This is a genomic window from Streptomyces sp. NPDC020983, assembly GCF_044333485.1.
Lineage (GTDB): Bacteria > Actinomycetota > Actinomycetes > Streptomycetales > Streptomycetaceae > Actinacidiphila.
On the sequence record NZ_JBIRRA010000003.1, the window covers coordinates 269295 to 294050 of the forward strand.

Below are 24756 nucleotides of genomic sequence, written 5' to 3' on the forward strand. Positions count from 1 at the left end.
AGCCCGTCGTCACCGGCGGCTGGTGGGGTGCGCGCGCTGGTCTTCACGCTCCCGCCGGGCGGGCGTTTTTCGGGGGCGCGGGGAACGGTGCGGCCAGTGTGCCCCGCCGGGGCAGGCCGGCGGGGCACACTGCGGGGATGGGCGAAAAGGGTGTGCTGGTGGTGGACGGGGCGAATGTCGTGGGGTCGGTGCCGGACGGGTGGTGGCGGGACCGGCGCGGGGCGGCGGAGAAGCTGCGGGACCGGCTCGTCGCGGTCGCCGCGCACGGGCTCGGGCCCGGGAGCGGGGCCCCGGAGTGGGCGGTGGGGAAGCCGCTCGACGTCGTGCTGGTCACCGAGGGGCAGGCACGCGGGGTGGCGTCCGTACCCGGGGTCGAGGTCGTGGAGGCCCCGGGCAGCGGGGACGACCTGATCGCCCGGCTCGCGGCGGAGACCGCGGGCCGCCCGTGCCTGGTGGTCACCGCCGACCGCGGGCTGCGGGTGCGCGCCGAGGAGGTGGGCGCCCGCTGCGTGGGCCCGCGAGCCGTCCGCCCCGCATAGGATGCCGGCGTCCGAAATCCGCCAGCCCCGGACCCGGTGCGCGGCGATACTGGGACGCATGACGATCGAGGACAGCAGGTACGAAGCGGTGCGCAGCCGGGATGCCCGCTTCGACGGGGTCTTCTTCTTCGGCGTGTCCAGCACCGGCATCTACTGCCGCCCGAGCTGCCCCGCGATCACCCCGAAGCGGGCGAACGTCTCCTTCTACCCCACCGCGGCCGCCGCGCAGGGCGCCGGCTTCCGGGCCTGCCGGCGCTGCCGCCCCGACGCGGTGCCGGGGTCCGCTGACTGGAACGCGCGCGCCGACGTCGTCGGCCGCGCGGTGCGGCTCATCGGCGACGGCGTCGTCGACCGCGAGGGTGTCGCCGGCCTCGCCAGCCGGCTCGGCTACAGCGCGCGCCAGGTGCAGCGGCAGCTCAACGCGGAACTGGGCGCCGGTCCCATCGCCCTCGCCCGGGCCCAGCGCGGGCACACCGCGCGGGTGTTGCTGCAGACCACCGCCATGCAGGCCGCCGACGTCGCCTTCGCCGCGGGGTTCGCGAGCGTCCGGCAGTTCAACGAGACGATCCGGGAGATCTACGCGGCCACGCCGACCGAGTTGCGGGCCGCCCGCCCCGCGCACGCGCGGGAGGCCCGCGCGGCGGCCACCGGCGTGCCGCTGCGGCTGGCGTACCGCGGGCCCTACGACGAGGCGTACGTCTTCGGTTACCTCGCGGCGCAGGCCCTCCCCGGCGTGGAGAAGGTCACCGGCGAGCCCGGCACACGGACCTACCGCCGGACGCTGCGGCTGCCGCACGGCGCGGGCGTCGCCGAGGTCCGCGAACGGCCGGGCCGCGGCGGCTGGCTCGACTGCCGGCTGCACCTCGACGACCTGCGCGACCTCACGACCGCGACGCAGCGGATGCGGCGGCTCTTCGACCTCGACGCCGACCCCTACGCGGTGGCCGAACGGCTCGGCGCGGACCCGGCGCTGGCCGAGCGGGTCGCCGCCCGGCCGGGGGTGCGGGCGCCCGGCACCGCGGACCCGGAGGAGCTCGCCCTGCGGACCGTCCTGGGCGAGAGCGCGGCCGCGGCCGTCGCCGCGTACGGGGAGCGGCTCGCGCACCCGCGCGGGGCGCTCACCCACCACTTCCCGCGGCCCGCGGACCTGGCCGCCGCGGAGCTGGCCGAAGTCCCGCCCGGCGTACGGGCACCGGTGCGCGCCCTCGCCGCCGCGCTGGCGTCCGGAGCGCTGCGGCTCGACCCCGGCGCCGACCGCGACGAGGCCGAACGCGCCCTGCTGGCCCTGCCGGGCATGCCGCCGGAGCGCGCCGCCCTCATCCGCATGCGCGCCCTCGGCGACCCCGACGTCCTCCCCGTCCCCGCCCCGGACTCCCCCGCATGGCGCCCCTGGCGCACCTACGCCTACCACCTGCGGCGGCCGCTCCCCTGACACCCGCCCCCGCGGCCGGGGTGACTCGGACCGGGCCGTCGGCGCCCCCACCACCGCGGCTGCGCGCCGCAGTTCCCCCGCCGCAGCAACCCTCCGCCGGCAGGCAGCCGCCCGCTCCGGCGCCGGACGCATCACGACGTGGGACGCGCATTCCGACGCCGCAGCAACCCTCCGCCGGCAGGCAGCCGCCCCTCCGGCCGGAGGGGGACGATCCGGGGGTGCCCCCGCAGGAATGCGCACCCACTCCGGCACCGGACACGTCATGACGCCGGACGCGCATTCCGAGGAGGTACCCCCGGAGTGGCCCCCGACCCCGCCCCGCACCAGGTGCGCGATGCCCCGCCGGGCACACCGGGGGCGCGGGGAACTGCGCGCCCGGCCACGACGAAGGAGGCGTCCCGCGACGGCAGTACGCGGCACCCCGGAGGGCAACCGGCGCGAGCTGCGTCCACCGCCGCACGGGCGCGGGCGGCCCCCACCCGCGGAAGGTCGCACGAGGTACCGCCCGACCCGGCGCGGCCCCACCCGGACAACGCCCCGCACCCCACCGCGCACCCGCGACACCCCACGGCCCGGGACCCCACAACACCCCCACCGCCCGGCGCATCGCCGCCCCGCACCAGACGCCGCGGGCACCAGCCCGCACCCCACCGCGCACCCGCGACACCCCACGGCCCGGGACCCCACAACACCCCCACCGCCCGGCGCGTCGCCGCCCCGCACCAGGACCTCAGCGCGCCACGGCGCGGATCCGGCTCACCCGGAGCCACCGTCGAGCATGTGGGCGATGCCCTCGGGCGAGAGGAGGTGGGCGACGGCGAGGCGGCGGGCGCCCTCGATGCCGGCCCTCCGGCCGAGGAGGGTGGTCTCGATCGCGACCGTGCGGGTCGCGAGCGGCAGCGCGCGGCGGTAGACGGCCGCGCGGATGTCGGCGAGGAGGTCGTCGTGGAGGCTCGCGATGCTGCCTCCGAGCACGATCGTGTCGGGGTTGTAGAAGCTGACCAGGGACGCGATGACGTCACCGAGCCGCTGTGCGGCGAGCCGGACGTGCCGGCGGGCCAGCGGGTCGCCCTCGGCGACGAGGCGGACGACGTCGGCGGCGTGCTCGGCGGGCAGGCCCGCCTCGCGCAGGGCGGCGGCGATGGCGGCGCCGGAGGCGACGGCCTCCACGCAGCCGGTGTTGCCGCAGTGGCACAGGACGTCGTCCTGGCCGGGCACCCGGATGTGCCCGATGTCGCCCGCCGCGCCCGTCGCGCCGCGGTGGACGACTCCCCCGGAGACGATGCCGCAGCCGATGCCGGTGCCGACCTTGACGTAGAGGAGGTGGTCGGCGGTGGGCCGGTGGCCGTACTCCCCCAGGGCCATCATGTTGACGTCGTTGTCGACGAGGACGGGCGCGCGGTAGCGTCCGGCGAAGAAGTCGGGGACGCGGGTGCCGTCCCAGCCGCGCATGATCGGCGGCCGGACGACCGTGCCGGTGCTGGCCTCGACGGGTCCGGGCACGCCGATGCTGATCGCGCGGACGTGCGCGGCGGGGTGGCCGGCGGCGGCGAGGAGCCGGCCGAGCTGCCGGTGCAGCCCGCTGAGGACGGCTTCGGGCCCGTCGTTGATGTCCAGCTCGTCGGTGGCCTCGACGAGCACCCTGCCGCCGAGTTCGGCGACGGCGACGGTGCTGTGCGTGGCCCCGAGGTCGACGGCGCACACCACGGCGCCGGCGGAGGCCAGTTGCAGGGTGAGCGGCGGGCGGCCGCGGTCGGTGGCGACGGTGCCGGTCTCCACCAGGACGCCTTTGGCGATGAGCAGGTCGACGCGCTGGGCGACGGCTGCCCGGGACAGGCCGGTGGCGGTGGCGAGCTGGCTGCGCCGGGTGGTCCCGGCGGCGACCAGGCCGGCGAGTTCGCTGAGCGCGGCCAGTTGCCGGTCGCTTGCTGCGGTCACCAAGGCGTCGCCTTTCGTCGGGAGTGTTCCCGGATCGGCTCCCGGGTGAGCTGCACGAGCCAGATTTATGACAGAAGTTAGCGGAATTCCTGCCATTGTCAACCGAAACCCTCGTGGCTAGCGTTTCAAGCAAGCGGAATGGGAGGGCTTTTGTGGGCGGGAACGCAGCATCCGCGCCCGGTTCCTCGCTGCGTACGGCGATCGCCGGCGTGGGGATGATCGGGCGCGTGCATCTGGACGCGGTGCGCCGTACGGGCGCGCCGGTGGTCGGTGTCAGCGCCTCGGCACCGGCGCGCGCCAAGGAGGCCGCCGCCGCCCTGGGCGTGGAGCGCGCCTTCGACAGCTCGGAGGAGCTGGTCACCAGTGACGACGTGGACGTGGTCCACATCTGCACGCCCAACGGCGCGCACGCCGCACTGGCCGCGCTCGCGCTGCGCGCGGGCAAGCACGTGGTGTGCGAGAAGCCGCTGACGACGTCGGCGGCGACGGCCGCCGAACTGGCCGCGCTGGCCGCGGAGTCGGGACGGGTCGCCGCGGTGCCGTTCGTCTACCGCTACCACCCGATGGCGGCCGAGGCGCGGGCCCGGGTGCGCGACGGCCGGGCCGGCGACGTACGGCTGCTGCACGGGCACTACCTGCAGGACTGGCTGTCGCAGCCGGCGGACACCAACTGGCGGGTGGACGCGGTCGCGGGCGGCCCGTCCCGGGCCTTCGCCGACATCGGCTCGCACTGGTGCGACCTGGTCGAGTGGGTGACGGGCCACCGTATCGCCGAGGTGACGGCGGCGAGCCAGACGCTGCCCAGGGCGGGCGGGCTGCCCGCGACGGAGGACGCGGTGCAGATGCTTTTCCGCACCGACCGGGGCGCCACGGGCGCGCTGACGGTCTCGCAGGTCTCCCCCGGCCGGAAGAACCGGCTGTGGTTCGAGGTGGACGGCAGCGTCACGTCGCTCGCCTTCGACCAGGAGAATCCGGAGACGCTGTTCGTCGGCAGCCGCGGGGAGAACGCCGCGGTGCAGCGCGACCCGGCGGTGCTCGCACCGGAAGCGGCGCGGCTGTCGGTGGTGCCCGGCGGCCACCCGATGGGCTATCTCGACTGTTTCGCAGCCTTCGTCCGCGACGTGCACGCCGCCGTCCGCGCGGACGGCACCGGGGGGCCCTTCCCCACCTTCGACGACGCCGCCCGCATGGTGCGCCTCACCGAGGCCGTGCTCGCGTCGGCGGCCGACCGGTCCTGGAAAGAGGTCTCCTGAGATGAAGCTGGGTTTCCTGACCGCCTGCCTCCCGCAGCTGCCGCTGGACGAGATCGCGGCGTGGGCGGCGGCACACGACTACCAGGCGCTGGAGGTGGCCGCCTGGCCGTCGACCGGCTCCCGGGACTTCGAGGCCGGCCACATCGACGTGACCGCCTTCGGCGAGCGGCAGGCGGACGAGGTGCGCGCACTGTTCGAGCGGCACTCCCTGGAGTTGTCGGCGCTCGCGTACTACGAGAACAACCTGCACCCGGACGAGTCCCGCAGAGCCGGGATCGCCGCCCACGTGCGGGCGAACGTGGACGCGGCGGCGCTGCTCGGCGTGGAGTACGTGGGCACCTTCGTCGGCCGCCATCCGGGCCTCTCGGTGAAGGAGAACATCGCGCTCGCCGAACGCGAACTGCCGCCGCTGGTGGAGTACGCGGGCGAGCGCGGTGTGAAGATCATCATCGAGAACTGCGTGATGGAGGGCTGGCACCCGGACGGCTACCCGGGCAACCTCGCCTACTCCCCCGAGCTGTGGGAGTGGATGTTCGGGCTGGGCCTCTACCTCAACTACGACCCCTCGCACCTGATGTGGCTGGGCATCGACCCGGTGGCGGCGCTGAAGCCGTACGTCGACCGCATCCCGCACGCCCAGGCCAAGGACGCCCAGCTCGACCGGCGGGCCAGGAACCGCCACGGCTTCTTCGGCCGTACGGTCGAGCGCGCCGACGGGTGGGACAGCGGCTGGTGGCGCTACCGCGTTCCCGGCCTCGGTGACGTCGACTGGCGGCGGATCGTGGACACGCTCTACGAGGGCGGTTTCACCGGTGTGCTGTCCGTCGAGCACGAGGACCCGGTGTGGAGCGGGGACACCGCCCGCGTCACCCGGGGCCTGGAGATCGCCCACCGTACGCTGCGCCCGCTCATCGTCGGCTGACGGCGGCCCGCCCCGCCGCGCAGCACCCCGCACCCCGCCGCACCGCCTTGCCTTGCCGCACTGCCACCAGTGCCGCACTTCCAGGAGGATCCGTTTCCATGCCAGAGCCGCTGAGCATCCAGCTCTACACCCTCCGGGACCAGATGGCCGCCGACCGCGACGGCACACTGACCCGGCTCGCCGAGATCGGCTACCGCTCGGTGGAGCCCTACGACCCGACCGCCGACCCGGCCGGTTTCCGCAAGCTCGCCGACGACCTCGGCCTCACCGTGCCGAGCACCCACGCCTACGCGCTGTTCAGCCAGGACGCCGGCGAGGTCTTCGACGCCGTGCGCACGACCGGCACGGACCGGGCGATCGTCCCCGGCGGCATCGACCACGAGCTCTTCACCACTCACGACGGCCTCCAGCAGGTCGCCGACCGGCTCAACGGCTTCGCCGCCAAGGCCGCCGAACACGGCGCGCTCATCGGCTACCACAACCACTGGTGGGAGATCGAGCCGCGCTTCGACGGGCGTACCGCGCTGGAGGTGCTGGCCGGGCTGCTGGCGCCCGAGGTCTTCCTGGAGGTCGACACCTACTGGGCGGCCGTGGGCGGCGCGGACGTGCCGGAGCTGCTGCGCGCCCTGGGCGACCGGGTGTTCTCGCTGCACGTCAAGGACGGTCCGGGCGTCAAGGAGCAGCCGCACACGGCGGTCGGCCGGGGCACGATCGACGTGCCGCCGATCCTGGCCGCGGCGCCGCAGGCGGTCCGGATCGTGGAGCTGGACTCGTGCGCGGGCGACGTCTTCGAGGCCGTCGCCGAGAGCCACGCGTACCTCACGGGTCTGGAGGGGCGGTCGTGAGCCGCGGCCCGGTGGGGGTGGCGCTCATCGGCGCGGGCGTCATCAGCACCCAGTACCTGACGGCCCTGTCCGGATTCCCGGACGTCCGCGTGCTGGGTGTCGCCGACCTCGACGTCGCGCGCGCCCGTGCGGCGGCGGAGACCCACGCGGTGCCCTTCGCCGGGGACGTCGCCTCGGTGCTGGCGATCCCCGAGGTCGAGATAGCCGTCAACCTCACGGTCCCGGCGGCGCACGCCGAGGTCGCGAGCGCCGCGATCGGCGCGGGCAAGCACGTCTACGGCGAGAAGCCGCTCGCCCTTGCGCCCGCCGACGGGGCGAAGATCCTCGCCGAGGCGCGGGCCGCCGGGCTGCGGGTGGGCAGCGCGCCGGACACCTTCCTCGGCGCGGGGCTCCAGTCGGCGGCGCGCGCGGTGAGCGCGGGCGTGATCGGCGAGCCGGTGAGCGTCACGGCGGTCACCCAGGGCCCGGGTCCGGAGAGCTGGCACCCGAGCCCGGAATTCCTCTTCCAGTACGGCGCCGGGCCGCTGTTCGACATCGGCCCCTACTACCTGACGGCGCTGGTGGCGCTGTTCGGCCCGGTGAGCCGGGTGTCGGCGACGGCGCGGCAGGCGCGCGCGGAGCGGGTCATCGGGTCGGGTCCCCGGGCGGGCACGCGCTTCGCCGTCGAGGTGCCGACGCACGTGCACGCGCTGCTGGACTTCGCGAGCGGTCCGAGCGCTTCGGCCACCTTCAGCTTCGACTCCGCCGTGGCGCGCCGGACGATCGAGATCACCGGCACCGAGGGCACCCTGTCCCTGCCCGACCCGAACACCTTCGAGGGCCCGCTGCGGGTGCAGGCCTTCGGCGCGCAGGAGTGGACCGACCTGCCGGTGACGGGGTCGGCGGCGGGCCGCGGCATGGGCGTACTGGACATGGCCCGCGCCATCCGCGGCGGCGAGCAGCACCGCGCGTCGGGCGAGCTGGCCCAGCACGTGCTGGAGCTGATGGCGGCGGTCACCGCGGCCGCGGAGCAGCACGCCGTCCTCCCGCTGGAGTCGTCGGCCCCGGCCGTACCCGTCCTGCCGGACGACTGGGACCCGGTGGCGGCCACGCTGTCCTGACACAGCGGCACGCCACCGCGCGCCCGGCCGGCCCTTCCGTGGGGGGAGGGGCCGGCCGGGCCTCCTGCTGCGGTCAGCTGTCGAGGGTGCCGGTCGCGAGCAGCCCGATGAGCACGAAGCCGATCACGATCCGGTAGACCACGAACGAGTTGAAGGAGTGCCGCGCCACGAACCGCAGCAGCCAGGCGATGGAGGCGTAGGCGACGACGAACGACACCAGCGTGCCGACGGCGAGCGCGCTCGCGCTCACCCCGCCGCCGGTGGCGTCCTTCAGCTCGTAGAGCCCGGCGCCGGTGAGCGCGGGCAGGCCGAGGAAGAACGACAGCCGGGTGGCCGCCATCCGGTCCAGGTCCCGGATCAGCGCGGTGGAGATGGTCGCGCCGGAGCGGGAGAAGCCGGGGAAGAGCAGCGCCAGGATCTGCGACGTACCGACGTACATCGCGTCCTTCACGGTGACCTCGTCCTCACCGCGCTTGAACCGGGCCATCTGCTCGGCGGCCCACATCACCACGCTGCCGATGATCAGCGACAGGGCGACGACCCACAGCGACCCCAGCGGACCGTCGATGAGCGACTTGGCCGCCAGCCCCACGACCACGATCGGGATCGTGGAGTAGATGACCCACCAGGTGAACTTGTAGTCGTGGTTGTCCCGCTCGCTCTTGTGCGCCAGCCCGCGCAGCCAGGCGGAGACGAACCGCATGATGTCCTTGAAGAAGTACACGAACACCGCGGCGATGGCGCCGACCTGGATCACCGCGGTGAAGGCGACGACGGCCTTGTCGTCGACCTTGATGTTCATCAGACCCTCGGCCATCTTCAGATGCCCGGTGGAGGAGACCGGCAGGAACTCGGTCACTCCTTCCACGACTCCGAGAATGACGGCCTGGCCGACGCCGATGGCACTCATGTGGGTGGTGGTCCTGTCCCCTGGTCCGCCGGTGATCAGCCGGCCCGCTGGTGACGACTACACATGCGTAGACGTCCGGTGGCGACTCTAGAGGATCGGCGGCCGGACCCCGAACCCGGGGAGGTCCGGCCGCCGCGTGCGGGGCAGGTCGGGGCCCTTCGTCAGCAGGCGCCGAGGTCCTGCCACACACCCCACTCGCCGGTGGTGCCGGGCTCCTCACCCGTCGTCCACCACTTGGCCTTCCAGGTGTGGCCCTTGTACGAGACGGTGTTGCCGCCCACGTAGACCGCCGACCTGCTCCACGGGGCCGCGGTGCAGGCGGTCGTGCCACCGGTGACCGTCAGCGTGAACGCCGCGTTGTGCGCGGCGCCGGACGCGGTGCCCGTGACGGTAAGGGTGTAGGTGCCGGAGACGGCGGCGGAGGTCGTGGAGACGCTCAGCGTCGCGTTGCCGCCGGCGGTGACCGAGGCGGGGCTGACGGTGGCGGTGACGCCGGCGGGCGCGCCGCTCACGCTCAGGCTGACCGGCTGCGCGCTGCCCGCGGTGACGGCGGTGTGCACGCTGGAGGTGGTGGAGCCGCCGGCCGCGACGGTGGCGGAGGCCGGGGTCAGCGACACCGAGAAGTCGTTGGCGGGCGGCGGGGTGGTGCCGCCGCTGTTGAACGCCTCGAAGGTGTGGCTGAACTGCCAGGTGTCCTGCGCGATGCCGGAGCAGCTGTCGGAGCCGCCCTGACCGGGGCAGCCGCCGTTGTCGCGCTGCAGCGCCCAGAAGGACAGCGTGTTGACGCCCTTGCTCACCGCCCAGTTGTAGACCTGGGTGGCGTCGGCGGTGGTGAACGTCTCGGCGGGGCCGAAGTCGTCGATGCCGGGCATCTCGATGATGCCGACCATGTTCCAGACCTGCGCGTCGGTCTTCGACGGGTAGAGCCTGGCCAGCTGGTCGTGGAGGCCCTGGGTGGCCGTCTGGGTGTCGTTCGCCATCTGGTGGGCGGCGTTGTCGTAGTAGTCGAACGTCATGAGGTTCACGACGTCGACCTTCACGCCGTTGGAGATGGCGTTCTGGATCACCGGCAGGCCCGAGCCGTCACCGGCGCTCCCGGTGGTCGGACCGTGGGTGGTGGTCGGCAGGGTGTAGGAGATCTGCAGGGTGCGCCCGTTGGCGGCGGCCCAGTCCTGCGTCAGCTTGAGCGCCTTGTTGCGGCGGTCGATACCGGCGGCCTTGGTCAGCGAGTTGTCCTCGATGTCCATGTCGAGCCGGCTGACGTCGTAGGTGCTGACGACCTTCTCGTAGGCGGCGGCGATCGACGCGACGTCGGTGCAGCTGTCGGCGATCTCGGTGCCGGTGTTGTCGGCCGTGTAGCCGCCGAAGGACGGGATGACGTCGCCGCCGCCGGCCTGGACGGTGTCGATGTCGGCGCCGAACTGGGCCTGGCCGATCGGCATCGAGCTGTCGCCGTTCCAGTACGGCGTGCAGGAGCCGGCCGACGCGGTCTGGATGAAGGCCATCGTCAGGTACTTGTTGCCCGAGGCGGCGGCCAGGCCGGAGAGGCTGTCGCCGTTCCAGGCCTCGAAGTACGGAGCCGAGAGGTGCTGGGGCAGGGGGGTGGCCGCGTGTGCGGCGCCGCCGCCGGCCAGGGTCAGCCCTGCGGCGGCGGCCGCGGTGGCGAGTCCGGTGAGCAGTGCGCGTACTCGTCCTCTGCGGACGGGTCCGGTCATGGACCGCGCTCCTTCCAGGTGGGGGGATCAGCAGACGGCAGCCTGCTGGTCTGGACCAATACTGTTGGTCCAGACCACTCAACTGTCAAGAGTCCTAACAGATAAACGAGTTGAACCACCCGGTTGCGCGATTCCGGCGTTCGCGGCCTTTCCGGCGCCCCCCGGACAGCGGTCACCGCCGCGCCCGGGTGCCGGGCGCGGCGGTGACCGGTCGTGCCGTGCGGTGCGGGGGTTCAGCGCCCCCAGCTGGTGAGCGCCAGCGCGGGCACGAACCGCAGCGCGTCGACCGTGCCGACACCGGTGGCCATGTCGTAGCCCTCCACCGCGGTGTAGCCGGTCACGCCGTCGTAGCTGTTGTTCGTCCCGTCCGCGACGTCCACGACGCCGCTGAACTTCGGGCTGCCCTTGGCGAGCGTGTACAGCGCCTGGTGGATGTCGCCCACCCGGTGGCCGCCGAACTGGTCGGCCAGCGCGACGATGCCCGAGAACAGCGGGCTGGCCTCGCTCGTGCCGCCGTAGACGTCCCACCCCGTGGCGGTGGGGTCGTAGCTGGAGTAGACCCAGGCTCCGCCGTCGACCGCCGCCGCCATCGAGATGTCCGGGGTGCCGCGCCGCGTGCCCACGGTCTTCTTCACGCCGTTCTGGTACGACGGCCGGGCGAAGACGTGCGACTGGCCGCCGCCGCCCGCCCCGTAGTCGTTGTACACGCTGTCCGGCGCCGTGCGGTTGCCCGCCGCGTCCAGGTGCAGCTGGGTGCCGCCGACGGAGGTGACCAGCGGGTCGGCGGAGGGCCAGGAGTTCACCGGGTACGGGTAGTTGGACGAGCCGTCCTCCACCGCGTCGGTGGCGCCGCCGTCACCCGAGGACGCCAGGACGGTCACGCCGTGCCGGGCGGCGTCCTGGAAGGCGTAGCGCAGGCCCTGGATGCTGGAGAAGTCCCCCTTGTCGAAGCCGGGGAAGGTGTTCTCGGTCGCCCCGAAGCTCTGGGTGATGACATCGCCCACGTTGTGGTCGATGAGGTACTTCTCGGCGTCCATCATCTCCGGCAGGCCGACGACGCCCTCGGTCTCGGCGACACCGGTCTCGACCAGCACGATCTTCGCGTCGGGCGCGACGGCGTGCGCCATCTCCACGTCGAGCGTGGACTCGCCGGCCCAGCCGGTGTGGTCGGGGTTGGCCGGGTCGAAGGGCGGCACGTCGCCCCACTTGACGACCTCCACCTTGCTGCTCCTGATGCCGAACTGGGCACTGTAGACGTCCAGGTCGTGCTGGATCGTCGGCGAGCCGAAGGAGTCGACGACGACGATCGTGCGGCCCTTGCCCGTGACGCCCGCGCGGTAGAGCGGGTTCAGGTCGTACGCCTGCCGGTACTGCAGCGGGGTGTAGCAGTTGATGCCCCACTTCGCCTGGCACTGCGCGAGGGTCAGCGGGCTGCTGACGCCGTGCACCAGCCGGTGGCCGGCGACCGCGGGCACCGCCCTGGCGGCGGGCGCGTGCGGCGCCGGGGCGGCGGTGGCACCGCCGGCCGGAACGGCTGTCAGCACGGCGGCGGTGAGGGCGGTGGCCCCGGCCGCGGCGACCGCTGCGGAGCGCGGGCGGAATCTGCGCATGGACTCTCCCTGGGTGGAGGACGACCGCACGAGACGGATGACTGATCACATCGGAGAGATCATGCCCAGGACAAGAGTGTCCCGGGGATTCCGGCAGCTCGCTTTACCCGGATGGCCCTCCTTTTGCCGCCCCTTGACCTCGGCATGACGGACCGCCGGACGGAGCGGCCGGCCGGCGTGCCGTCAGGACACGACGTCCTTCGTGCGGAAGCCCCGGAAAGCGAGCGCGACCAGCACCACGGCGTACGACACCGACACCGACATGCCCTGCAGCATGCTGCCCCACTCCAGGTCCGGCTGGAGCGCGTCCGCCCAGGAGAACTGCCAGTGCGCGGGCAGCACGTCCCGCCACGAGCCGAGCGCGGTCACCGCGTCCAGCACGTTGCCGACGATCGTGAGCCCGACCGCGCCGCCGACCGCGCCGAGCGGCGCGTCGGTCCTCGTCGAGAGCCAGAACGCCAGCGCCGCGGTGACCAGTTCGCTCACGAAGATGTACGCCACCGCGATCGCCGCCCTCGGCAGCGCGTCGCCCGCCGGGAGCGCCCCGCCGGTGGGCAGTTCGAGATCGCCCCAGCCGTACGCGACCGTGCCCGCCGCGAGCGCCACCGCCGGCAGCAGCACGACGGCCGCCGCGCTGAAGCCGAGCGCCACCGCGAACTTCACGCCCAGCAGCCGGGTCCGCGGCACGGGCGCGGCGAGCAGGTAGCGCAGGCTCGACCAGCCCGCCTCCGAGGCGACGGTGTCACCGCAGAACAGCGCGACCGGCACCACCAGCACGAAGCCGGCCGACACGAACAGGCACGTCGCCGCGAAGTTGCCGCCCGAGGCGGTCGCGGTGTCGATCAGCGTCGGGCCGTTGCGGCCCTCCTTGGGGGTGCCGCCGATCGCGAAGGCGACGATCAGGACGAAGGGCAGCGCGGCCAGCAGCCCGAACACCACCGTCGTGCGCCGCCGCCGCAGCTGCCGCCGGGCCTCGACACGCAGCCGCAGCGTACGGCCGGGCCGGTAGCCCTCCGCGGTCTCCCGGCGCGCCGCCGCGGCGGGCGGCGGCGCGGGGGCGGGTACGGGTGCGTGCGGGACGGCGCTCATGCCGAGCCTCCGATCAGGGTCAGGAAGGCGTCCTCCAGCCGGCGGTGCGGCCCGACACGGGCCACCGGCACGTCGAGGCGGACGAGTTCGGCCACGAACTGCGCCTGCGACAGCCCGTCCAGCACCGCCAGCAGGCCGTCCTCGGCACGTACGGCGGTGGCCACCCCGGGCAGCCCGGCGACCTTGTCGACGACGTCCGCCGGCATCTCGCCGTCCACGCCGACCAGTACGGTGTCCGCCGAGCCGACGATCTCCGCGACGGGCCCCGCGGTCACCAGCCGGCCGCGGTCCATGACCACCAGGTGCGTGCAGCTCTGCTCGACCTCGGCCAGCAGGTGGCTGGAGACGATGACGGTGCGCCCGCCCGCCGCGTAGCGGATCATCACCTCGCGCATCTCGCGGATTTGCGGCGGGTCCAGGCCGTTGGTCGGCTCGTCGAGGATCAGCAGGTCCGGCAGGCCCAGCATCGCCTGGGCGATCGCGAGGCGCTGCCGCATGCCCTGCGAGTACGTGCGCACCGCGCGCTCCAGCGCGTCGCCGAGGCCCGCGATCTCCAGTGCCTCGGCCATGTGCGCGTCACCCGGCGGGCGGCCGGTGGCCTGCCAGTACAGCTCCAGGTTGGCGCGGCCGGTCAGGTGCGGCAGGAAGCCGGCGCCCTCGACGAAGGCGCCGAGCCGCGACAGCACCGGCGCGCCGGGCCGCACCGCCTCGCCGAAGACCCGGATCTCGCCCTCGTCCGGGTGGATCAGCCCCATCAGCATCCGCAGCGTGGTGGTCTTGCCCGCACCGTTGGGCCCGAGCAGGCCCAGCACCTGGCCGGGCTCCACGCGGAAGGACAGGTCGCGCACGGCGTAGCGGTCGGCGGATTTCGCGTAGCGCTTGCTCAGCCCGGTGATCTGCAGCGGCACCGCGGCGAGTGCCGGGTCGGCGGGACGCGGCCGCACCCGGCGCCGTCCGGTCAGCAGCAGGGCCGCGGCGGCCAGCAGCGCGGCGGGCGGCAGCGCCCACGTCCACCACGGCAGCGGCCCGGCGGCGTCGGAGAGGTCGGTGACGACCGGCACGGTCAGCTGCGGCCCGGCCAGCGACACCGTCACCGACGCGGCGGCCGCGGGCGAGGCGTAGCCCAGGTCGGTCGTGGCCAGCACCAGCCGCAGCCGGTGCCCGGCGGCGAAGTCGTGGTCCACGGCGGGCAGTTGCAGCGTCACGAGGGTGCCACCGGGCGAACCGGCGACGCGCACCGGCGTCGCGAGCCCGGCGGGCAGCGTCTCCTTGCCGCCGGGGGTGACGTCGTAGAGCTTGCCGAAGAGCACCACGTCGGCGGCCTTCGTGGCCACCCGCAGGGTCACGGTGGACGCGCCGGTCAGATGGGTGTGGGCGGCGAGCGGCGCCGAGTCGAAGTGCGCGAACTGCCCGGGCATGTCCGTGGACAGGCTCGCCCCGAGTGACGACAGGGCGCTGAGCGAGCCGGCGCCGGGCACCGCGGAGATCGCCGGCGGGGAGCCGCCGGCGGGGCTGAGGACGCGCTGCGCGCCGCCGTTCAGCGTGAACCGGCGGGCGGAGGTGCCCTCCAGGCCCGGGTAGGAGGAGGCCGTGGCGCCGCGCAGCACGACACTGCCGTCGGTGGAGTCGAGGCCGCCGGTGCGGGTGACGCGGAAGGCCGGGCCGGTGTCCGTCCCCTTGTCGCCCTTGAGGTAGCGGTCGAACCACGCGGTGACCCGGCGGTCGATCCGGGCGTCCTCGGTGTCGCCGCCGTCGTGCCCGCCGGCGATCCAGTCGACGGCCACCGGAGCGCCGTTGGCCCGCAGAGCGGCGGCCGCCGCGTCGGACTGCGCGAGCGTGAAGAGCGAGTCGGTCTGCCCCTGCACGATCAGCGCGGGCACCTTGATCCGGGAGGCGACGGCGGAGGGGCTCAGCGCCGCGAGCTGCGCGGTGGCGGCGGCGTCGGGGCGGCCGGCCTGCGCGACCCGCTGGTAGAGGGCGCAGATCGCCGGCGTGAAGCGGCCGCACACCGGGTCGCTCGCCGCCGCCGCGGCCGCCAGCGCCCTGGCCTGCGCCGCGGTCGGGGCCCTGCCCCGGTCCGCGGCGGTGATCGGTTCGGCGGCGCCGGAGGAGAAGAAGATGCCGGCCCAGAGTTTCTTGTAGACGCCGTCCGGGAAAAGCGCGTCCGCGAGGTTCCAGTACGTCTCGCGGGGCGCGATCGCGTCGACGCGGTGGTCGTACCCGGCGGCCAGCAGCGAGACGGCGCCGCCGTACGACACGCCCGTGACCCCGACCCGCGGGTCGCCCGGCGCGTCGAGCCGGACCTCGGGCCGGGCGGCGAGCCAGTCGACGAGCCGGCTGACGTCGGCGACCTCGGCGTCCGGCGCGTTGAGCCCGATCTGCCCGCCGGACGCGCCGAAGCCGCGCGCCGACCACGTCAGAACCGCGTAGCCGTGCCGGGCCAGCGACTCGGCCTGGCCGCGCACCTCGTCCTTGCTGCCGCCGAAGCCGTGGCCGAGCAGCACCGCGGGCCTGCGGCCGCCGCCGCCCGCGGTGAAGTAGGAGGTGTCCAGGCGTACGCCGCCCGCGCCGGTGAGCATCGCGTCGGAGCGGTGCACCGCGGGGCCGCCGCCGGCCGCGGCGGCGGTACCGACCACCGCACCGCCCGCCACGAGCACCGCGAGCGCCCCCGCGCCGGCCAACCACCGCCTGCGCCGCGGCCATCGGAGATCCATCCCACGATCCTAGGCGGGGAGGATGCGCAGGCCGTGGACGGGGCGCGGCTTTCCCCGGCATTTCACAAGGTGGGCCTCCCGCCACGCGGTGTCCGCGACCGCCCCGGCCGGGACAGGCCGGGCCGGGCCAGGACAGGCCGGGCCAGCCGGGCCGTCGCCGCTCCGGGCCGGACGGGCCGGCCGGGCCGTCGCCGCTCCGGGCCGGGACTGGACGTGGCAGGCCGGGGCAGGCCATGGCAGGCAGGCAGGCAGGCAGGCAGACTGGCGGTGGCCGTCCGCGGCGGGGCGGGGGCACGGCGGCCCGCGAGGGTGCCGCGCTGCCCGGCGCACCGTGCCGCTTCCGGCCGTTCGCTCCCCACGCGGCGATCCCGTTCCCCCGGGACGGGTACGGGTACGGATGCGGCCGACGCGCGTGTCCGGCCGGAGGGGCGGCCGGACTCCCCGCACGGCGCGTCTGCCGCCGGCCGCGCACGAACCGGCGGCGCGGGCGTGCCGGCGGCGCGGGCGTGCCGGCGGCGCGGGCGTGCCGGCGGCGCGGGCGTGCCGGCGGCGCGGGCGTGCCGGCGGCGTCGGGACCGGCCGCCGGCGGGCGCTGTCGGTGCCCCGCGGTACGGTGCGGGAAAGGATGTGACGAGGCGGGAGGAAAGGCGCATGAAGGGCACGCTGACCGCGGCGCAGCGGCGCGCCGTCACCGGCTCGGATCCGGTGACCGGACGGCTCGCCGCGCGCGCCGACGTGTGCGCGGCGCTCGCCGCCCACGGGCTCGCCGTACGCCACGGGCGCAGCGGGCACCACGGCTACTACCTCACGCCCGAGGGCCTGCGGCTGCGCGCCGACCTGACGGCGGCCCGGCCCGACGTCCCGCCGCCCGGCCGCCCGGCGCCCGCGGCCGACACCTTCGCCGCCGACGACGGCACGGGGACGGCACCGCCCGGCGGCCCGCGGCGCGCCGCCGAGGTGGCGACCGCGTGGGAGGGCCTGCTGCGCATCAGGTCCCTGCTGCTCGACGGGGCCACCGGCGCACCCGCGCCCTGGGAGCGGGACCGCCCCGTGCACGCCGTCGCGCTGGCCCTCGAAGCCGCGGGCTGCCCGGCTGCCCGGCCCGGCTCCCCCGGCTACACGGTGACGGCCGCCGGGGAGCGCGAGGGCGAGCCGCGGATCGGCTGGCGCGGCGCCCCGGACGGGACGGCGGCGATACGGGCGCTCGCCCGCTGCGCGGAACTGCTCGGACGGTACGGCTGGCAGTGCACCGAGCACCGCACGCGCGAGGGCGAGCCCTTCCTGCTGGTCTCCCCCAGCCGCGCCCGCTGAGCCGGGCCGGCCCTCCCGCACCTCCCCGCCCGGCCGCCTTCACCGGCGGCGGGGACCCGGATTAAGGTCGTTGACCATGGAATACCGTCACCTCGGCCGCAGCGGCCTGATCATCAGCGAGATCGCCTACGGCAACTGGCTCACCCACGGCTCCCAGGTGGAGGAGGACGCCGCCACCGCGTGCGTGCGCGCGGCCCTGGACGTCGGCATCACCACCTTCGACACCGCGGACGTCTACGCGGGCACCCGCGCCGAGTCCGTGCTCGGCCGCGCGCTGAAGGGCGAGCGGCGCGAGGGCCTGGAGATCTTCACCAAGGTCTTCTGGCCCACCGGCCCCGGCCACAACGACCGCGGCCTGTCCCGCAAGCACATCATGGAGTCCGTCGACAACTCCCTGCGCCGCCTGCAGACGGACTACGTCGACCTCTACCAGGCGCACCGCTACGACCGCTTCACCCCGCTGGAGGAGACGATGGAGGCTTTCGCCGACGTCGTGCACTCCGGAAAGGCGCACTACATCGGCGTGTCGGAGTGGACCGCCGACCAGATCCGCCGCGCCCACGCGCTGGCGCGCGAGCTGCGGATCCCGCTGGTGAGCAACCAGCCGCAGTACTCGGCGCTGTGGCGTGTCATCGAGGGCGAGGTCGTACCGACGTCGCAGGAGCTGGGCATCGGCCAGGTCGTCTTCTCCCCCATCGCCCAGGGCGTCCTGACGGGCAAGTACCTGCCCGGCGAGCAGCCCCCGGCCGGCTCGCGCGCGACCGACGACAAGGGCGGCGCGAACATGATCAGCCGCTGGATGCGGGACGACGTGCTCGCCCGGGTCCAGGAGCTGAAGCCCGTCGCGGCGGAGGCGGGCCTCAGCCTCGCGCAGCTCGCGGTCGCGTGGGTGCTGCAGAACGAGAACGTTTCCGCCGCGATCGTGGGCGCGTCGCGCCCCGAGCAGGTGGGCGAGAACGCGAAGGCGGCGGGCGTGCGCCTGGACGCCGAGGTGATGGAGCGGATCGAGTCGATCCTCGCGCCGGTCGCGGAGACCGACCCGCTCAAGGTGCACGAGAACGTTCCCACGAAGCGGCCCTGACCTCCCGGGGCCCGCACGGTACGTCGCTCCGGGCCCCACGGGGGCCCGGAGGGCGCCGGTCAGACCTTCACACCGTGGGCGCGCAGGAAGTGCAGCGGGTCGAGGTCGTCGCCGTACGACGGGCCGGTGCGTATCTCGAAGTGCAGGTGCGGGCCGGTCGCGTTGCCCGTCGAGCCCGAGCGGGCGATGCGCTGGCCCTCGGCGACCTGCTGGCCGACCTTGACGGATATCTGCGACAGGTGGCCGTACTGGCTGTAGTGCCCGTCCGCGTGCCGGATGACGACCTGGTAGCCGTACGAGCCGCCCCACCCGGCGGTGACGACCTTGCCCGCGGCCACCGCGTGCACGGCGGTGCCGGTCGGGACCAGGAAGTCCTGGCCGGTGTGGTGGCCGCTGGCCCAGTGGCTGCCGGAGGTGCGGTAGCCCGTGCCGAGCGCGGCGTGCACCGGCAGGGTGTAGTGCGCGGTGTGCTCGACCGGGGCGGATGCGGCGGTCTTCTTCCGCGCGGGCTTCGCGGCGGGCTTGGCGGCCGGTTTCGCCGCGGGCTTCGCGGCGGGTTTCACGGCCGGTTTCACCGCGGGCTTCGCGGCCGGTTTCACGGCGGGCTTCGCCCCGGGTCCGGCCTGCGGCTTCGGCCCGGGCTTCGCCTTCGCGGGCGGGGCGTCCAGGGCGAGCCGCTGGCCGGGGAGGATCAGGTCGGGGTCGTCGCCGACGACCGCGCGGTTGCCGGCGTAGAGACGCGGCCAGCCGCCCGCGACGTGCTGCTCGGCGGCGATCCCGGAGAGGGTGTCGCCCCGGACGACCGTGTAGTGCTCCTGCCCCGCCGGCTTCCTCGCGGTGGACCGTGGCTGCGCCTTCGCCGGCGGCTCGGCCGCCGTCTTCGCCGTGGTGTGCTCGGCCGCCGTCTTCGCCGTGGTGTGCGCGGCCGCCGGGCGGGTCTTCGCCGCCGGTACGCGCACGGTGTGCGACGCGGTGGCCACCTCGCGGGTGAGCCCGGCGTGCCGGGAGCACACCGGCCAGGCGCCGGGGCCCTGGCTGCGCAGCACCCGCTCGGCGACCGCGATCTGCTCGTTCCTGGTGGCCAGGTCGGCGCGCGGGGCGTACGCGGTGCCGCCGAAGGACTTCCAGGTGGAGGACGTGAACTGGAGCCCGCCGTAGTAGCCGTTCCCGGTGTTGACGTGCCAGTTCCCCGACGACTCGCAGTTGGCCACCTTGTCCCACACCCCGGTGGACTCGGCGTGGGCCGTGCTCAGGCCGATGAGCGGCAGCGCCAGACCGGCACCGCCCGCGGTGACGGTCAGCGAGGCCTGCGAGACCCGGCTCGGACGGTAACGGCGGTGGCGCCCGCGTAAGGCCATGGAAGGCGTCCTCTCCGGACCGGCCCGCCGCCGTGACGCCGGGCTGCCATACGCCCGAATTGCCGGGCGGGCACAGAGTAGGCCCGCCCCGGGCGCGCCACAAGGGCGCATGACGCGCGGGGGCGTGCGCGCCCCCGCCCGCAGGAGCGCGGGAATGACCGGGGGACGTGGGCGTTGGAACGAGGGTGAGCTCCGTACTGCGTGACACCCCCTTCTCGATACTGGACCGCTCCCGGGTCCGGGAGGGCGAGGACGGCCCGCGGGCGCTGCGGGACACGGTGGCGCTGGCCCGGGAGGCCGAGGCGCTGGGCTACCACCGCTTCTGGGTCTCCGAGCACCATTCCGTGCCGGGCGTCGCGGGCTCGGCGCCCACCGTGCTGGCCGCGGCCGTCGCCGCCGCGACCTCGCGGATCCGGGTCGGCACGGGCGGCGTGATGCTGCCCAACCACCGGCCGCTGGTCGTCGCCGAGCAGTTCGGGGTGCTCGAAGCCCTCTTCCCCGGGCGGATCGACATGGGGCTCGGCCGCTCCGTGGGCTTCACCGGTGGCGTGCGCAAGGCGCTGGGGCACGGCAGGGACGCGGCGGAGGACTTCGACGGGCAGGTCGCCGAGCTGCTCGGATGGTTCACCGGCGAGCAGACCGCCCACCCGGGTGTGCACGCGTGGCCCGCCGAGGGCCTGCGGCCGGCACCCTTCGTCCTGGCCACCGGGAGCGGCGCGGACCTCGCCGCCCGGCTCGGGCTGCCGCTGGTCATCGGCGGGATACGCGGCGAGGACACGATGCTGCGGGCGGTCGACCGCTACCGCGCCGCCTTCCGGCCGTCGCGCTGGGCCGCCGCCCCGCACGTCACGCTCTCCGGCACGGTCGTGGTCGCCCCCACCCCGGAGGAGGCCCGCCGCCTCCTCCTCCCCGAGGCCTGGTCCACCGCCTACTCCCGCACGCACGGCGTCTTCCCCCCGCTCCCGCCGCCGGAGGCGGTGGAGTCCCGCGCGATGACCCCCGCCGAGCGGGACCGTTTCGAGGCCGCCCTCACCGGCCACGTCGCCGGGCCTCCGGACGAGGTGGCCGCCGCCCTCACCCGCCTCCTCACGCGCTCGGCGGCCGACGAGTACCTCGTGACGACCAGCACCTACGACCGCCGCCGGCTCGCGGAGTCCCACCGCGCCCTCGCCGCGCTCCTCTCCTCCTAGCCCTCCTGGCCCGCGCCCAGCGGCGCCGGGGCAGGGCGCGGGGTGCGGGGTGCGTCCCGTGGGGCGGTGGGCCGGGTGGCGTAGGGAGGCCACCCCTCGGGGTGGGGTTCGGGCCTGGTCATCGCACGGCGAGGGCATTGGCGTTCATACGGTGAACGTATGAGCAACCGCCGCGCAGCCTCCCGTATCCCCCACCGCGTCGCCGCCGCGCTCGGCGCGGGCTGCTGCCTCGCCGTGTTCGCGGCCCCCGCCGCCCCCGCCGGCGCCGCGGCCGGCGGGACGGGCGACGGCAGCCCGAGCCAGCTGGTGGGCGGCCCGCTGCTGGCCGAGCCCGGTGTGCACGTGGACCTCCAGGACGGCGCCCCGGAGCTGCCGGACGGCATCTCCGCGCTGTCGTGGACGGTCTCCGACGCCCGTACCGGCCAGGTGCTCGCGGCCAAGGACGCGCACCGTGAGCTGCCCCCGGCCTCGACGCTGAAGACGCTGTTCGCGCTGACGGTGCTCCCCCGCTTCCCGGCGACCGAGAGGCACAAGGTCACCGACGACGACCTGCTGGGCATCGGCGAGGGCAGCAGCCTGGTGGGGGTGCAGCCGGGGCAGACGTACACCGTGGCCGACCTGTGGCGCGGGGTCTTCCTCGCGTCGGGCAACGACGCCGTGCACGTCCTGGCGCACATGAACGGCTCCGTGTCGCGGACGGTCGCCCAGATGCAGGCCAAGGCCCGGATGCTGGGCGCGGACGACACGCACGTCGTCTCGCCGGACGGCTACGACAACCCGGGCCAGGTCTCCTCCGCCTACGACCTGGCGCTCTTCGCCCGCGCGGGGCTGGCGAACCACGACTTCGCGTCCTACGCCTCGACGGCGACCGCGGAGTTCCCCGGCGGCCACGACGCGCAGGGCGCGTACGTCAGGTCGTTCGGGATCCAGAACACCAACCGCCTGCTGACCGGCGCCCAGGGGGTGCATCCCTATCCCGGGCTGATCGGTGTGAAGAACGGCTACACCACCAACGCGGGCAACACGCTCGTCGCCGCGGCCAGGCGGGGCGGCCGCACACTCATCGTGACCGTCATGAACCCGCAGTCGGGCCTGCCGCAGGCGGTCTACACCGAGGCCGGCAAGCTGCTGGACTGGGGCTTCGCCGCGGCCGGGCACGCGGCCTCGGTCGGCACCCTCAACGCCGCGCCGACCGCCTACCACCTCAAGAGCGTGGCGGCGCAGGCCCCGGTGCCGGCCCGGCAGGCGCCCCGCCCCGCTCCGGCCGGGCACCCTTCCTCCGCGCACGGCAACACCTCCACGCGGGCCTGGTACGTCGGCGGCGGCCTGGCCGTGCTGGCGGCCGGCTCCGTCCTGCTGCTGCGCCGCAAGGCGGGCGGCGGACGCGGCCGGTGACGCCCCGTAGGCGGGGACCGCACAGCCCGGGCGCCGCGGCGGCGCCCGGCCGCTGACCCGTGTGCTATTGTGCAGACAGCACTTTTCTGCGCCGCCCTCTTCGCGGCGCCGGTGCTGGTTCCGTTTTCCGATCCCGTCCGGCGGTCAGTCCGTCCGGTCCGGTGGTCCCCCTTCCGCGGTCGCGCAGGACGCGTCCGCCCCGGTTCGCCCCTCGACGCCCGGCCACAGGCACCGGCACGGGCCACCGGGTGATCTCCGCGGTCCGCGGAGCGTGACGACCCCGCTCGCGCCGCACCTCCCCGCTTCCCGCCTCCGTCCGCGAAAGGACGACGTACATGACCCGAACTCTCGAACGGCCGGACGTCCGGCCCGAGGTGGCCGCCCCCGTGACGGGCGTCCTCGACATCCAGGGCGGCCAGGGCCGCCTCCGCTCCCCCGGGCTGCACCCCGCTCCCGGCGACCTCCACGTCCCCGCCGACCGCATCCGCGCGGCCGGACTGCGCCGCGGCGACCTAGTGACGGGGTTGCCCGGCCGGCCGGGCGCCCTCGCCGACGTCCTGCTCGTCAACGGACGCCCCGCGGGCGCGCCGCGGCCGCACTTCGCCGAGCTGACACCCCTGCACCCGCACGAACGGCTGCGCCTGGAGAGCCCGTTGCTGCGCGGCTCGGGAGCGCTGTCCGGGCGGCTCATGGACCTTTTCGCGCCGGTCGGCAAGGGCCAGCGCGGGCTGATCGTGGCGCAGCCGAAGGCGGGCAAGACCGTCCTGCTGCAGAGCGTCGCGGCCGCGATCGCCGCCAACCACCCCGAGTGCACCCTGATGGTGGTGCTGCTGGACGAGCGGCCCGAGGAGGTCACCGACATGCGGCGCGGGGTGCGCGGCGAGGTGCTGTCGTCCACCTTCGACCGGCCGCCGAAGGAGCACATCGCACTCGCCGAGCTGGCGGTGGAGCGGGCCAAGCGGCTGGTGGAACTGGGGCAGGACGTGGTGATCCTGCTCGATTCGCTGACCCGGCTGTGCCGGGCGCACAACAACGCCGCCGCGCACAGCGGCCGTACGCTGAGCGGCGGGGTGGACGCGGCCGCGCTGCACGGGCCGAAGCGGCTCTTCGGCGCCGCGCGGCGGACCGAGGAGGCCGGGTCGCTGACGATCCTCGCCACCGCGCTGGTGGAGACCGGTTCGCGGGCGGACACCTTCTTCTACGAGGAGTTGAAGGGCACGGGCAACATGGAGCTGTGTCTTGACCGCTCCCTCGCCGAGCGGCGGGTCTTCCCCGCCGTCGACGTCCTGGCGTCCGGCACCCGGCGTGAGGAACTCCTGCTGCCTCCACGGGAGTTGCCGGTCGTGCACGGTCTGCGGCAGGCACTCCAGGGGCGCGACCCGCACTCCGCGCTGGACGTGCTGCTGGAGCGCATGCGGCACACGCCCGACAACGCGTCCTTCCTGCGGCAGGTGCAGGGCACCGTCCCGCGCCAGGCCTGACGGCGGTCCCGCGCGGCCGGGGCGAAATCCGCTGGACCGCGCGGCAGGCCTCCGTGATGATCGGGAGCATGGACACGAGTGGCCCCGTGGCCGGGGGTACGGCGCTGGTGGAGGCCTTCCTGCGGGACGGTTTCGTGAAGATCGAGGGCGCCGTCGAGGGGCCCGTCGTCCGGGCGTGCGCCGACCTGCTGTGGCAGGAGACGGGCTGCGACCCGGCCGATCCCGCGACGTGGACGAAGCCGGTGCACTGGGTGGGCGGGATGGCGCAGCCGCCCTTCGCCGCCGCGGCCAACGCCCCCGTCCTGCATGCCGCGTTCGACCTCCTGGTGGGGCCCGGAAGGTGGGCGCGCCGCGACTCGCTGGGCGCCTTCCCGCTGCGCTTCCCGCACGAGGAGGAGCCGGACGACGCGGGCTGGCACATCGACGGCAGCTATCTGCCCGAGGGCGAGTCGTGGCCTTTCGTGAACGTCCGCTCGCGGGACCGGGCGCTGCTGATGCTCTTCCTCTTCACCGACGTCACCGAGGACAACGCGCCGACCCGGATCCGGGTCGGCTCCCACCTCGACGTCCCGCGCGTACTCGCCCCCTACGGCGAGGCGGGGGCCTCGACGCTGCGGGCCGCCCCGGCGATGGTCGCCGCCTCCGGCCACCGTCCGGTGGCGCTCGCCACCGGACGGGCGGGCGACGTCTTCCTCTGCCACCCGTTCCTCGTGCACGCCGCGCAGCCGAACCACGGCGCGGCGCCCCGGTTCCTGGCCCAGCCGCCGCTGTACTGCGCGGTGCCGCTGGAGCTGGAGCGGGCGGACGGGGTGTATTCACCGGTGGAGACGGCGATACGCCGCGCGCTGGGAACCGCGGACGTCGGCTAGCGTC

At 74.9% G+C, this 24756-nt stretch carries 19 protein-coding genes; 12 read left to right on the top strand and 7 right to left on the bottom strand.

All coding sequences use genetic code 11. The annotated features are described in order from the left end of the window. The first annotated feature begins 137 nt into the window (after positions 1–137). Both ACH4SE_RS07525 and ACH4SE_RS07530 read left to right on the top strand, forming a co-directional pair. On the top strand, positions 138–539 hold the full coding sequence (locus ACH4SE_RS07525) for an NTP pyrophosphohydrolase (RefSeq protein ID WP_398542364.1): 402 nt from the start codon (positions 138–140) through the stop codon (positions 537–539). A 58-nt stretch (positions 540–597) separates the two neighbouring features. Then, positions 598–1971, top strand: a complete 1374-nt coding sequence (locus ACH4SE_RS07530; RefSeq protein ID WP_398542365.1) for an AlkA N-terminal domain-containing protein — start codon at positions 598–600, stop codon at positions 1969–1971. Between the two features lie 756 nt (positions 1972–2727). Here ACH4SE_RS07530 and ACH4SE_RS07535 read toward each other — a convergent pair. Then, positions 2728–3909 carry an ROK family protein gene (locus ACH4SE_RS07535; RefSeq protein WP_398542366.1) on the bottom strand — a complete coding sequence of 394 codons (1182 nt, stop codon included), beginning with the start codon at positions 3907–3909 and terminating at the stop codon, positions 2728–2730. 152 nt (positions 3910–4061) lie between these two features. Here ACH4SE_RS07535 and ACH4SE_RS07540 point away from each other — a divergent pair, with 152 nt between their 5' ends. The 4 genes from ACH4SE_RS07540 (at position 4062) to ACH4SE_RS07555 (ending at position 8029) form a co-directional block, all read left to right on the top strand. Then, entirely contained in the window at positions 4062–5162 is a 1101-nt protein-coding gene (locus ACH4SE_RS07540) for a Gfo/Idh/MocA family protein (RefSeq protein WP_398542367.1), read from the top strand. A gap of 1 nt (position 5163) precedes the next feature. Further along, the gene (locus ACH4SE_RS07545) at positions 5164–6084 is read left to right on the top strand and encodes a sugar phosphate isomerase/epimerase family protein (RefSeq protein WP_398542368.1); all 921 of its coding nucleotides are present in this window, start codon (positions 5164–5166) and stop codon (positions 6082–6084) included. A gap of 98 nt (positions 6085–6182) precedes the next feature. Continuing rightward, positions 6183–6929, top strand: a complete 747-nt coding sequence (locus ACH4SE_RS07550) for a sugar phosphate isomerase/epimerase family protein (RefSeq protein WP_398542369.1) — start codon at positions 6183–6185, stop codon at positions 6927–6929. Beyond that, positions 6926–8029 (top strand): Gfo/Idh/MocA family protein, encoded by a 1104-nt coding sequence (locus ACH4SE_RS07555; protein WP_398542370.1) that lies wholly within the window; start codon positions 6926–6928, stop codon positions 8027–8029. Before ACH4SE_RS07550 ends, ACH4SE_RS07555 begins: the two co-directional genes overlap by 4 nt. Before the next feature lie 73 nt (positions 8030–8102). Here the strand turns inward: ACH4SE_RS07555 and ACH4SE_RS07560 are convergent, their stop codons facing one another. The 5 genes from ACH4SE_RS07560 to ACH4SE_RS07580 all read right to left on the bottom strand — a co-directional run bounded on the left by ACH4SE_RS07560 (position 8103) and on the right by ACH4SE_RS07580 (position 16067). Then, positions 8103–8939 carry an undecaprenyl-diphosphate phosphatase gene (locus ACH4SE_RS07560; protein ID WP_398542371.1) on the bottom strand — a complete coding sequence of 279 codons (837 nt, stop codon included), beginning with the start codon at positions 8937–8939 and terminating at the stop codon, positions 8103–8105. 161 nt (positions 8940–9100) lie between these two features. After that, on the bottom strand, positions 9101–10654 hold the full coding sequence (locus tag ACH4SE_RS07565) for a glycosyl hydrolase family 18 protein (protein WP_398542372.1): 1554 nt from the start codon (positions 10652–10654) through the stop codon (positions 9101–9103). A 233-nt stretch (positions 10655–10887) separates the two neighbouring features. Then, positions 10888–12264, bottom strand: coding sequence for a S8 family serine peptidase (locus ACH4SE_RS07570; RefSeq protein ID WP_398542373.1), 1377 nt, complete (start codon positions 12262–12264; stop codon positions 10888–10890). 183 nt (positions 12265–12447) lie between these two features. Beyond that, positions 12448–13353 carry an ABC transporter permease gene (locus tag ACH4SE_RS07575; RefSeq protein WP_398542374.1) on the bottom strand — a complete coding sequence of 302 codons (906 nt, stop codon included), beginning with the start codon at positions 13351–13353 and terminating at the stop codon, positions 12448–12450. Then, entirely contained in the window at positions 13350–16067 is a 2718-nt protein-coding gene (locus ACH4SE_RS07580) for a CocE/NonD family hydrolase (RefSeq protein WP_398542375.1), read from the bottom strand. Before ACH4SE_RS07580 ends, ACH4SE_RS07575 begins: the two co-directional genes overlap by 4 nt. A gap of 651 nt (positions 16068–16718) precedes the next feature. Between ACH4SE_RS07580 and ACH4SE_RS07585 the strand changes: the two genes are divergently transcribed. Then, complete coding sequence (locus ACH4SE_RS07585; RefSeq protein ID WP_398542376.1) at positions 16719–17378, top strand: hypothetical protein; 660 nt, start codon at positions 16719–16721, stop codon at positions 17376–17378. Between the two features lie 76 nt (positions 17379–17454). Then, on the top strand, positions 17455–18459 hold the full coding sequence (locus ACH4SE_RS07590) for an aldo/keto reductase family protein (RefSeq protein WP_398542377.1): 1005 nt from the start codon (positions 17455–17457) through the stop codon (positions 18457–18459). A gap of 59 nt (positions 18460–18518) precedes the next feature. On the opposite strand, the gene ACH4SE_RS07595 is transcribed toward ACH4SE_RS07590, so the two are convergent. Continuing rightward, positions 18519–19817, bottom strand: coding sequence for a transglycosylase family protein (locus tag ACH4SE_RS07595; protein ID WP_398542378.1), 1299 nt, complete (start codon positions 19815–19817; stop codon positions 18519–18521). A gap of 185 nt (positions 19818–20002) precedes the next feature. Between ACH4SE_RS07595 and ACH4SE_RS07600 the strand changes: the two genes are divergently transcribed. The 4 genes from ACH4SE_RS07600 to ACH4SE_RS07615 all read left to right on the top strand — a co-directional run bounded on the left by ACH4SE_RS07600 (position 20003) and on the right by ACH4SE_RS07615 (position 24752). Next, positions 20003–21007, top strand: coding sequence for an LLM class flavin-dependent oxidoreductase (locus ACH4SE_RS07600; protein ID WP_398542379.1), 1005 nt, complete (start codon positions 20003–20005; stop codon positions 21005–21007). Positions 21008–21166: 159 nt separating this feature from the next. Beyond that, on the top strand, positions 21167–22402 hold the full coding sequence (locus ACH4SE_RS07605; RefSeq protein WP_398542380.1) for a D-alanyl-D-alanine carboxypeptidase family protein: 1236 nt from the start codon (positions 21167–21169) through the stop codon (positions 22400–22402). 335 nt (positions 22403–22737) lie between these two features. Continuing rightward, positions 22738–23883, top strand: coding sequence for a transcription termination factor Rho (gene rho / locus ACH4SE_RS07610; protein WP_398542381.1), 1146 nt, complete (start codon positions 22738–22740; stop codon positions 23881–23883). 68 nt (positions 23884–23951) lie between these two features. Beyond that, a complete protein-coding gene (locus ACH4SE_RS07615; RefSeq protein ID WP_398542382.1) occupies positions 23952–24752 on the top strand; it encodes a phytanoyl-CoA dioxygenase family protein in 801 nt (266 codons plus the stop codon). Positions 24753–24756 lie beyond the last annotated feature (4 nt).